10 protein-coding genes are annotated in these 10,505 nt (G+C 59.2%); 1 reads left to right on the top strand and 9 read right to left on the bottom strand.

Going from position 1 to position 10,505, the window contains the following annotated elements; translation table 11 throughout:
- The 8 genes from F4X57_11590 to F4X57_11555 all read right to left on the bottom strand — a co-directional run.
- The coding region (locus F4X57_11590) for a hypothetical protein (GenBank protein ID MYC07792.1) at window positions 1-567 on the bottom strand (567 nt) is incomplete at its 3' end.
- Window positions 558-863, bottom strand: coding sequence for a hypothetical protein (locus F4X57_11585; GenBank protein MYC07791.1), 306 nt, complete (start codon window positions 861-863; stop codon window positions 558-560). The genes F4X57_11590 and F4X57_11585, both read right to left, overlap by 10 nt.
- A gap of 274 nt (window positions 864-1,137) precedes the next feature.
- Window positions 1,138-1,425: a hypothetical protein gene (locus tag F4X57_11580; GenBank protein MYC07790.1), complete on the bottom strand. Its 288-nt coding sequence runs from the start codon at window positions 1,423-1,425 to the stop codon at window positions 1,138-1,140.
- Between the two features lie 114 nt (window positions 1,426-1,539).
- Window positions 1,540-2,820, bottom strand: coding sequence for an MFS transporter (locus tag F4X57_11575; GenBank protein MYC07789.1), 1,281 nt, complete (start codon window positions 2,818-2,820; stop codon window positions 1,540-1,542).
- Between the two features lie 134 nt (window positions 2,821-2,954).
- Window positions 2,955-3,647, bottom strand: a complete 693-nt coding sequence (locus F4X57_11570; protein MYC07788.1) for an HAD family hydrolase — start codon at window positions 3,645-3,647, stop codon at window positions 2,955-2,957.
- 3 nt (window positions 3,648-3,650) lie between these two features.
- Window positions 3,651-4,280 carry an orotate phosphoribosyltransferase gene (pyrE, locus tag F4X57_11565; GenBank protein ID MYC07787.1) on the bottom strand — a complete coding sequence of 210 codons (630 nt, stop codon included), beginning with the start codon at window positions 4,278-4,280 and terminating at the stop codon, window positions 3,651-3,653.
- Between the two features lie 108 nt (window positions 4,281-4,388).
- A complete protein-coding gene (locus F4X57_11560; GenBank protein ID MYC07786.1) occupies window positions 4,389-5,129 on the bottom strand; it encodes a hypothetical protein in 741 nt (246 codons plus the stop codon).
- Between the two features lie 22 nt (window positions 5,130-5,151).
- Window positions 5,152-6,258 (bottom strand): Ldh family oxidoreductase, encoded by a 1,107-nt coding sequence (locus F4X57_11555; GenBank protein MYC07785.1) that lies wholly within the window; start codon window positions 6,256-6,258, stop codon window positions 5,152-5,154.
- 244 nt (window positions 6,259-6,502) lie between these two features.
- On the opposite strand from F4X57_11555, the gene F4X57_11550 reads away from it, so the two are divergent.
- The gene (locus F4X57_11550; protein ID MYC07784.1) at window positions 6,503-7,429 is read left to right on the top strand and encodes a hypothetical protein; all 927 of its coding nucleotides are present in this window, start codon (window positions 6,503-6,505) and stop codon (window positions 7,427-7,429) included.
- A 398-nt stretch (window positions 7,430-7,827) separates the two neighbouring features.
- Here F4X57_11550 and F4X57_11545 read toward each other — a convergent pair whose 3' ends face one another.
- Entirely contained in the window at window positions 7,828-10,476 is a 2,649-nt protein-coding gene (locus F4X57_11545) for a hypothetical protein (protein MYC07783.1), read from the bottom strand.
- Between the last annotated feature and the right edge of the window lie 29 nt (window positions 10,477-10,505).

The following is a 10,505-nucleotide window of genomic DNA, read 5'->3' as shown; positions in this document are numbered from 1 at the left end:
CCCACCTATGAACTCGCAATTCCGCAGGTCTGAGTGCGCTGCAATTATTGTGCACCGCGGATTAGGAGTCGTGGTCGGCTCAGGTGTTAGCGTGGGAGTGGGGCTAGGGGAGTCCGCTTCCAGCATTGCTATCCTGCTGTCCAGTACGGTTATTTTGCTCTCCAGTGTGGATATTTGACCTTGTTGCGTAGCCGTAAGGGTTTCGAGCGCGGCCAGTCGGTTCAGCACATCGGCGGGCACGGTAGTCGGCGCTGGCGTAGGCGTGCGTGTTGGCGTGGATGTAGGGTAGGGAGTGGGCGTCGTTTGCCCGGGAATGGGAGTGGGCGTCACCGTCGGAGTATCCCCCGTACCAGTTGTCGGCGTAGCGGTAGGTGGTGATGCGTCCGGCAAGCCCGATACCGCAAGCGTAAAGTCGCCGGTCGCTTGAAGTTCGTAGGTGGTGGCTTCGATTGTGTAGTTGCCGGCTAAGAGGCGTTCGGATATGCGGGAGTTGGTGTTGCCGCTTATGATGTCGTCGTTTTCGCGGAGGACAGTACCGTTCGCGCCTGTGCCTTCCATCAGGTACATGTAAGTGTCGGTGTGTCGGTGGTTGATGTGAGTTCGGCGGTTATGTCTGCGTCCTCGCTCAGCGTGAAGGTGTAGAATCGGGCGTAGCGGGTTCCTGACGGTGGGTTGGTCGGCTCGGTGGGTGTGTTTTCGGAGAGGCAGGCTGCATCCCAACTTCCGGGGACAGCGCCATCGCTTGTAATCGTCTCGATGCAGGCTGATTGAGCATCCACGCCACCGATGCGAAGCAATAGGAATGCGCCGATCGCGACTATGACGGCTGCTATCAAGGCGGTTCTGGTTGATGCGATATTCATTTCCCCATCCTTCTGTTTAGGTAGAGACGAAAGATGATTCGGCACAGCCACAAAGGGAGGGAAATGCGCGGACGCATGAAAGTTGCCCCCTTGTGGTACAGGTGCGAATTGCCAAAGACACATCTTCCCGCGTAGGGCCACTCAGGGGCGCGAAGCGCACCCTGCGAAGCTCGCCCGAATAACGGGCAAGCCCCTACGCAGATTTTGTCTTTGGCGGATGGATGTTAACACGGATTGCCGGGGGACAGCAATTGCGGGTCAGCCGGACGGGAGGCTATGATTTCATCGCAATGACAGCGGTCTGTCCAACGGGATGAGTTGCTGTGCGTATGGGTCCCAGGCGCAATCCTTCCAGCTTGTATGCCCTTAGCAAAGGGGCAGCGCCTCCTTCGCCGCAGGCATGCGCGAATATTTCGCTTGTGGTGGGAATTACGCCAAGACGTCTGAGCATGGAGCCGGGAAGCATGGTGGTAACGGCGCTGGCGTCAACCAGCGCGTCCACTTCTTCAAACTGCTCGCCCTGCCGGCCGCTTACTTCGATGGTCAAATTGAGGGCACCCATGCCGCACCCCTCATATCATCCGTTCATGCCATCCACATGGAGTTGATGTTAACACTTGGCGCGATTGCTGTGGTGTCTCGCGATAAGGTGAAGGCGTAAGATTCGTGAATACACCTACCCTCGCATCACGCGTGGCAGGCGGGTTATGGCTAGGAGAGCGGCGGCGGCTATTACGGATATGCCGCCGTAGATGAAGGAGTCCGATGTGGTGCCTAAGTCCACTATGACGCCCGCTAGGAATGGCGAGAACGCGCCTAGCAATGACGCACCATATATCAGAGAGACGACTGTAGACTGCGCCTCGCCTTCTGCTACATCCATCGCCGCCGCGATGTATATCGCGTGCAATGCGTACAGGAATGCGCCCATCGCCAAGGCGATTATGCCAAACTGAATACCGGGCACTGCGATTTCCAGCAGCACTAGGTTGAACAAGAGCGGGTCGTCTGTCGGCGCATACTTGAGCGCTATCATCAGCACGCCCAGAGCCGCAGTACAAGGCACCAGCACTGCCTTGTGTCCGAGCCTGTCCGCGAGCCAGCCCATCACCGGCTGTGCGAGTATCCCAACGAACTGGATTCCCGCCATGAATAGCCCGATGACTATCGCGGATATGCCCTGGTCTTCCAGCAGGTAAACGGGCAGGAAAGCCATCATCGCGCCTTGTCCCATGCTACGCAGCGCGGTCGTTATTACCAGCATCTGCATGCCCCGCCGCCGCAGCATCGTGAACAGCTTGGAGAAATATTCCCTCAGCGACTCGGTATCCGTACTGCCAGCCGGGATGCCGCGCATCATCAGGTATATTAGCAGCCCGAATATCAGTGCGGGACCGGCGCTGATTTGCAGTACTTCGTTCCACTCGAACGCCACGAAGTACACGCCGCTGAGCAGCGCACCCGTGAGTACCGGTCCGACGAATTCGCCTACGCTGCCGCCCGTGCCGTGCCACGATATTGCGAAGCTGCGCTTGTCGGGGAACTTGCGCGAGAGTGATGCTATCGCCGGCGAGTGGTACAGCGATGGTCCTATTCCGACCAGCAACATCGCGGCGAGCATCAGCCAATAGTTCGGCGCGTTGCCGAGCAGGAAGTACGATATGCCCATCATGCCCAGCGAAATCATCAGCATCACGCCGGAGCGGTTGGCGAACCTGTCGCCGAGATAGCCCGCGACCATCGTCGTCGCGCCGCTGGTAACGCGGCCGGATGTGGTGAGCAAGCCGAACTGCGCGCCGCTAAGCCCCAAGTCGTCTTTCATCACCGCGAGCAGGACGGAGTGCATACCGGCGTTGTAGATGTGCTTGATGGCGTGTCCAAGCACAACCGTTATCGCCAGCCTGTTTCGTCCCCGCCGAACTTCTTCGGATACCATTTCAACGGCAATTTGCGACACTATCGTTCTCCCAGTGTTGGGGGTTCTTTGCCCCCGTCCTAACCTTCCCTATGAAGGAGAAGGGACTCATCCTATCTTGCCATCCTGTAAATCAACGCTAATTTCCCCGTATTGGCATTTTGAAACGCAGGATATTATACACTACCAAACAGCGTTGCTACTCCGTCCAAGTTTGCGGCGGTGGCGTCCGGCGTCTCGGCGGCGTTGCGCGGCTGTTGCAAGCGACCGGGACCTTGCAGCACGCGCACTGTGCGGAAGCCGAGCGCCTTTGCCGGGCGGATGTCGTTGTCCAGGCGGTCGCCTATCATCACGGATTCGCTGGGTGCGCAGGCTGCGTGTTCCAGCGCAAGGTGGAATATCGCGGCATCGGGCTTGCTGATGCCTACGTCGCCGGACGATACGCACACATCGAAGTAATGCGCCATCCCGTATTGGGTCAGGCGCTCTTGCGTGCCCGGAGGCTGATTGGCGATGACGCCAAGCTTGTACTCGCTATGCAGCCGTTTCAGTAGCGGCAACGTCTGCGGATATGGCGACTCCAGTTCCTTCGGATACCTGCCCGACGAGCGCACGAACGCGATCACATCTTCGTCGTCGGTGAAGGGGAGCAGCAGGCTGCGGAACGGGTTCGGGTCGAAGCGCGCGGACGCTGCCTCAAGCTCGGCGCGAAGGTCTGCGGGCGATGCCTCAATGCCGTGCTGCCCTAGCGCATCGGACACCTGCGCCAGCCGTCCCATAGCAGCGCCGTCTTCGTTGATGAGCGTGTAGCCGAGGTCGAAGAACAGCCATCGAACGCCTGTCAGGTCAAGCGGCATGCCGTAGTTCACCCGCTAGTCCCGGCTGACAGGGCGAACATTGCCGTCCGCGTCCGCCTCTAGCAGTGCGGTGAAGTCGTAGCCGCGCCGCCGCAGTTCGGCGCTGCCGCCCTGATGCCGATCGATGATGGCGAGCACCTTGACCACCTCGCAGCCCGCGTCCTCGACCGCGTCGATGGCGTGGAACAGGCTGCCGCCGGTGCTGCAAGCGTCGTCCACTACGGCGATTCGCGAGCCGGGTACAACCGTGCCTTCGATGGCGCGCTTGCCGCCGTGTTCTTTCGCCTCCTTGCGCACGATGAGGCCCGGTATGCTCGCGCCGTCGCCGTCCTGATGGCTCAACAATGCGACAGCCGCGACTATAGGGTCAGCGCCGAGCGTGGGACCGGCGATGGCATCCGCACCGCACTCGCGCAGCATGGGCAGGAAGGCGCGCGCCACATGGTACGAGCCCGCGGGGTCGAGCGTCACGATGCGCCCGTCGAAGTAGTACGAACTCGTGCCGCCCGCAGACAGGCGAAACTCGCCAAAAGTCAGCGCGCCCCTATCAATGGCGAGTTCGAGTATGATTTCGGCTTCCGTTGCGCTCACTACATCTCCTTTTGTGTTATTCCGAACAAAGAGAAAAACATTAAATTGCCTCACCTTGTCCGGGCGCTTCGCCGCTAATTTGCGCTATATCGCCGTCGGTCTCCCCCATGTTTCACCTCGCAGAAATCGGTCAGTGCGTCAGTCGGTCAGTGCGTCAGCAAGTTACGGGTCACAGTATCGGATTGGGTTGGCAGCGCCCTTTTTCCGATATTTGCCCGGCACCCGTTTCCCAACGTATTTGTTCCATACTTCAGGTCCAGCGGGGTCACCTACGAAGCCGATTCTATCGGGCGCGTCTTCACTCTCCAAAGGGAAGTGTTCTCTGGTTCCGGGAAGCCACTGTCTTGGTATGTATGCGCCTCTAACTAGCCCTCTGACGTGCGCCAAGACCAGTTTGTAACTTTTGATTCTATCTTTATGTATCTTCCAGCGACCCCTTACAGCTTCGTAAACGCCACGTTCTCTCCACATCCTTCCGATGGAGATTAGGATCAATTTTTCCTCAACTTCAAAAGGCTCCGCTCTGTACTCAGCGATGATTTCAGATGCATGTCTGGTGCCGAAGTCCCTAGACCCCTTGCCTGCTACTTTATTGACGAGTCCGGGGTAAGCATCAATCAGCGCGGCTTCGACCTCGTAAGCAGTCGATTCGCTCGCCATGCCATGGCGATGAATTATGTGTCCCACTTCCAAGCCTGCGGCTTGTATATCATTGATGCGTTGTCGTTTCTGGTCTTCTACGTAGTCTCCGTAGTCACCTTTCATGCCATTGACGTGGGCGAAGACGCGGTCGTTCTTACCTTTGCCTATGTAGAAGGTTTCGCCGTTGCGCGGGTCTATCAGACGATAAACATACCATTTCAGTTCACCTGCGACCTCATTCGGGAAATGTTTATCAGTCATATTATCCTCGCTAGGAGAAAACCTAGTACGTCTGCAAGTGCGGTATCTCCAGTTCGTCACAGATTTCCTCGAACCAGCCGATTACTTCGGTGTGCAGGATGGTGCCGTTTGCACGGCGGTCTTGCTCTTCTTCGTACTCGGCGAGTCCCGGGTACAGCACGCGCTCGCTGCCGGGCTCGGGCGGCGTCTCGCGCAGCGTGCGAAGCATCTGGTCCATGTTGTCCTTGAACTCGGCGACATCGGTGAACGCGGCGATATTGTACGCGGCGAAGTAGTGCTTGTAGCCGCTCTCGAAGTACTCCTCGTCGAACACAGCGGGAACGGAACCGGACATAAACGCGCACAGGATGTCCACAATCATCAGGAAGCCGTAGCCCTTGTGCGAGCCGTTCTCGCGCGTGCCGCCCATAGGTAGCAGGCTGCCGTAGTTCACGCCCTCGCCACCGGGAACGGGCGTCTCTTCCATAATCGGCGCGCCTTCTTCGTCGGAAATCCAGCCGGGCAGCAGGTCGGAGCCGACTCTGCGCGCGAGTGAGAACTTGTTGCCGGCAATCTGCGATGTGGCGGCGTCGAACAGCAGCGGCGCTTCGGTGTTCGCAGGCGCGGCAATGGATATTGGGTTCGTGCCGAAGCGTCCTTCCGCGCCGAATGTGGGCAGGACGCCCCTGCCGGCGGATGTGGCGCACATTCCGACCATATCCTGCTGCGCGGCTAGCATGGAGAAGTGCCCGACAGCGCCGAGGTGCGCGCCGTTGTTCATCGTTACCACGCCGAATCCGACATCGCGCGCCTTCTCGATGGCGATGTTCATCGCGCGCTTGCCCAGCACGACGCCAAGCCCCTTGTCGGCGTTGATGACCGCCGTGCCGCGTGTCTCGCGCTCGATGCGCCAGTCCGGCTGCGGGTTGACCTGCCCGCTGGTGTACTGGGTAACATACGCGCGCAGCATATTGGAAACGCCGTGAGTCTCCACGCCGCGCAGGTCGGTCATGGACAGTACTTCCGCCGCTTCCGCCGCATCGGATTCCGAGTTGCCCATCTTCTCGAATATCGCCTGAATCACGATTTGGAGCGACTCGATGGGAACGCGCACTTCGTCTTGCTTGGGTACTTTGAATCGTTCGAGCATGTCTTACCTCGCGATGTTAGTATGCCGGCGCGTTGATATGCCGGTCAGTGTGTTTCACTTACGCAGAATAGCACAAGAATAGCAGTAATTTCGCCAAATCTCATCGTATCACGAAAGCGTGCTATAATTCTGCCCGTTCGCCCAGTATGGGGAACTAACATCGATAGACAGGATGGGGCAAAGTCGTATTTTACAACCAAGAATCGAACGCAAAGAGCTAAACGCATAAAGGAGGAAGACACCAATGGGTGAGAGCGGAATAAGAGTCAGCTACGGGAAGTATGTCTATGAGCATGTGCCGGGATGGGGCGCCCTGCCCGACGGTTGGGAGTGGAATCACGCGGTCGGCGTCGCGGTCGATGGGCAGGATCGTGTTTTCGTGTACAACCGCAGTGATCACCCGATTATAGTGCTGGACACTGAAGGCAATGTGCTGAACAGCTGGGGCGAAGGGCAGTTCGGCTCGGCGCACCACATCGAAGCGGGTCCCGACGGCAGCCTGTACACTACGGACATCGGCGACCACACGGTGCGCAAGTGGACGGCGGACGGCGAGCTGCTGATGACGCTCGGCACGCCGAATGACCCGCCGGAGATGTTCAGCGGCGAGCCGTTCAACCGGCCGACGGACATCGCGATTGCGGCGGACGGTTCGCTGTACATCGCGGACGGCTACGGCAACGCTCGCATCCACCACTACACGGCGACAGGCGAGCGCATACACTCGTGGGGCGAACCGGGCGAAGGTCCGGGGCAGTTCCGAATCCCGCACGCCGTCTGCATCAGCAGCGAGGGCAACATCTACGTCGCAGACAGGGAGAACAGCCGCATACAGGTGTTCACGCCGGACGGGCAGTTCATTAGCGAATGGGGCGGCGTGCATCGCCCAGACCACATCGTGCAGGGACCGGACGGCGACATGTTCGTAACGGACTTGGGCTTCTTTCAGGGGCTTGGACCAGACCAGCCTAAGTCAAACGCACTGTCGCATCCAGCCGGCGTAAAGATAATGACGCCGACAGGTCAGTGGCTAGGTGGCTGGGGCATGAGCTCCGACACGCCGGGCGACATAATCGCCGGCCACGCCGTAGCAATGGACTCCAAAGGGGACCTCTATGTAGGTGAAACCCTAGACGGCGCCAGAGTGCAAAAGTTCGCGCGGGTGGCGTAAGCGCAAGCCCGACGGTGATAGATAGCCGATGAAACGGCTAACACGAAAAAGAGCAGGGCAGGTTATTGAGCTTGTCCTGCTCTTTTTCGTTGTCCTGTCCCCTTTTGGGAGAAAATTAGATGAGGGCAAAGCGAATTATTAGGCGGTAACAGATTCCTGGGAGTCGCCAGAAATCAACTGTATTGCATAGCGGCCGCCGCCGCGGCAGCAAAACCAGGTAGCAGAAATGTGATCCTGTCTATCTTCTCGTCATGGGATTTGTAATTGCCGTCTATCTTAGTGTCGGTTGCCTGATGACGTGCGTCGCTGCGGCGCCCGTTCTCGCGGACTTTGCCAACCGACACCCTCAAGTTTGGGATTGGCGGGAGGATGGATTCTTGCTGCGCACGCGTACCGGGCTACCGCACGCGGTATATCAACGAGTCGCCGTTGGGGGAGGCGAATACGCGGTCGGCTATGGCTTCGAACTTTGCCATGCCTTCTGTGCCGTATAGGTCGCGCTCGCGGTGGCCGATGTACACATAATTGATGTCGTACTTGTACAAGATGAGCTGCGCCTCCGCGGGGTCGAGAGTGGAGTAGATGCGCTCCACTTCCGCGGCGCGCTCGTCGAAGTACTGGTCGCGCAGCGCTCGAGAGACATCCGCGCTGTCGGCGTCGAACCGCTCCCAGCCGCCGCGCCACTGCCGCTGATGCCCGAGCCAATTGACGATTGTCGGCAAGCCCGTGCTGCGCGAGACTAGCGCCCAGTCTCCCCATTCACCGACCGCCTCCACGATTGCGGCGTCCGGCGGCGCGTTCTGCTTCAGCCAATCGATCGCCGCGTACTCGGCAGGGTTGTACTGCCGCACGAACTCCAAGCCGTCCAAGGTACGTCCGAAAGACGGCGTCTCCGGTTTGGTCTTTATCCCGGCGAGCGGGTAGTACAGTGATCCCAGCAGCAGCGCCACAAACGCCGCTGCCCAGATGTACGCAAAGAATCTGCCCCAACCCATCCTTCTGCGAATGGTGCGCATCCAATAGTACACGGCGAACGCGGACGCCGCCGACAGCAGTATCCACGCCTGATAGTAGAGCTTGAACACCGTGTTACCGCGGTTGTTGAAGAAGTCGCGGATAAACAGGAACTCCGCGCCGATTATCAGCCCCAATCCCAGCACGGCGAGCAGCGTGGCGAACAGCCTGCCGCCTTCGCGTTCCTGCCGCGCCAGATTGAGCGCATTGTAAACACCTATCGCTGCCAGCGCCGTCAGCGGCGATATGCCGAAGAATCGCGCGACCGCCTCGCCCACGCTGCCGTCGCTGGGCAGGTACGCGAGCGACCAGAGCAGCCACGGCACGAACGCCAGCGCCAGCGCCGTGATGCCCTGCGCCGCCCAGTCGCGCTGCACGGTTGTCTGCCAGAATGTAGCCAGCAGGAACGGCGCAACCGCTGTCAGGAACAAGCCCCACACGATGAACATGTGAATCGCGCGGGTGTGCGTAACCACCACGCCGATGCCCTCTACTGTCGCGTCGATATTCAGCAGGTATGGCGAGTACATCAGCACGGCAAGCGCGACAATTGCAAGCCCAACAGGGAAAATTGCGCTGCCGAACGACTGCCAAACGCCGTTGCCCTCGCGGTATGCGGTAAGCGCGAGCACGCCGATTAGCATCGCGGCGAATGTAGGCATGTCCCATAGGTTGTTGAATCCAAGCCCGCCCAGAACCATCGCGGCTGTAAGGATGATGGCATAAGGATATACGCTGCGATATTCGCGCCAGAAGCAAGATGGCAAGCGATAGAAGTTCATCGATATACCTACGAAGAGCGCGATGAACGGGATAGACATCACATGCGGGTGCATATCGCCTAGCATAAAGCTGAAGAACGGGAACTCTTGAATCGTGTTGTCGATGAAGTACATGCCGTCGAAGGTATTGATGACGCGGCTCGCGTGGAACCACCACCAGTGCTCGGTCGGTGCCCATCCTACCGGCGGCATCTCGTTGGGCCCGTCCACGCCGCTGATGCGAATCCAGTCATACAACCCCTGCGCCCCCATCCCATTAAGCCGCATAAACTCCAGCACACCCTCAAGGTTGGACACAACCCCAAGCAGCACCGTGGCGATAACGCCGGCGACGATGGCGAGGTTCGTGTTCTTGTGCGCGCCTTCCGAAGGGGTTATGGAATGGGACGCTGCCGCTGCGCCGTTCTGCGATTCGTCGGCGTTGGTCGCGGGAGTAATGGCACTCGATGATTCGTCGCCTGATGACGCTCTCGCAGGCGCGGCGTTTTCGGGCGATTCGTCATCGCCGTTTGCAGACACGCTACCTGCGTCTTCGTCATCCGTGTCATCGTCAACCACGCTGTCGGTATCGCTGTGCGGCCGGTCGCTATTCGCAGGATGCGCAGCGCCGGGCTTTGTCAAGACATGGAATGCGGTGTTCAGCCGCGCCATGTTGACGACTAGACCGAATATGCCCGCCGCCGCCATCGCGGGGATGAGCGCCATAGCAAGGTTGTACGAAATGTTCGACTGCACGGCGGCTATCTGACTGACCGCGCCCATCATCCAATAGCCGAAGTAGTAGTAGCTGACGGATTCGCCGCGCAGCCAGGGGTCTTCCGGCTGCCCGACGACAGAGTTCATCGATGCGCTGAGCAGTGCCAGGTCCATCGGCTGCTCAGTATGATTGATGAACGGGTCGGACGCGCGAAAGAGCGCCCATCCGATGAAGAACACGAGGAATATCGCCTCTGCGACGGCAAGAGTGCGCCACTCGCGGACGATAAAGTCTCGCAGGTCGTCGCGGTGTCGGTATGCGAGGTATGCGGACGCGGCGGCGAGCAAGAGTACGAGGGCGATGGCAGTGGGCTGCGCGGTGGGGATATGTGCCAGTCCGAGAACCCAGAACAGGTAGGAGACGAGCAGAATGCCAAGCGGTTTGCCGAGAGTAAAGCCCCTATCGGCAAGTTTAGGGAGAAGGCAGAAGGCAAGCGGAAAAGCCGCCAGCCCAATGAACTCTACGGCAATAAACCATCGAAGGGCGTCAAGCATAGTGGGGGTATTGTACTATGGGTGGGGGT

This window comes from Chloroflexota bacterium, from assembly GCA_009840355.1.
Lineage (GTDB): Bacteria > Chloroflexota > Dehalococcoidia > Lucifugimonadales > JADFKI01 > Bin90.
The sequence above is the reverse complement of the archived record's forward strand: the minus strand, read 5'-3'. Positions and strand labels throughout refer to the sequence as shown.

Bases quoted from the DNA above. Each gene is read 5' to 3' on its own strand.
- F4X57_11550 (MYC07784.1), top strand. From the start codon at position 6,503: ATGGGTGAGAGCGGAATAAGAGTCAGCTACGGGAAGTATGTCTATGAG.
- F4X57_11585 (MYC07791.1), bottom strand. From the start codon at position 863: ATGAATATCGCATCAACCAGAACCGCCTTGATAGCAGCCGTCATAGTC.
- F4X57_11560 (MYC07786.1), bottom strand. From the start codon at position 5,129: ATGACTGATAAACATTTCCCGAATGAGGTCGCAGGTGAACTGAAATGG.
- F4X57_11555 (MYC07785.1), bottom strand. From the start codon at position 6,258: ATGCTCGAACGATTCAAAGTACCCAAGCAAGACGAAGTGCGCGTTCCC.
- F4X57_11545 (MYC07783.1), bottom strand. From the start codon at position 10,476: ATGCTTGACGCCCTTCGATGGTTTATTGCCGTAGAGTTCATTGGGCTG.
- F4X57_11580 (MYC07790.1), bottom strand. From the start codon at position 1,425: ATGGGTGCCCTCAATTTGACCATCGAAGTAAGCGGCCGGCAGGGCGAG.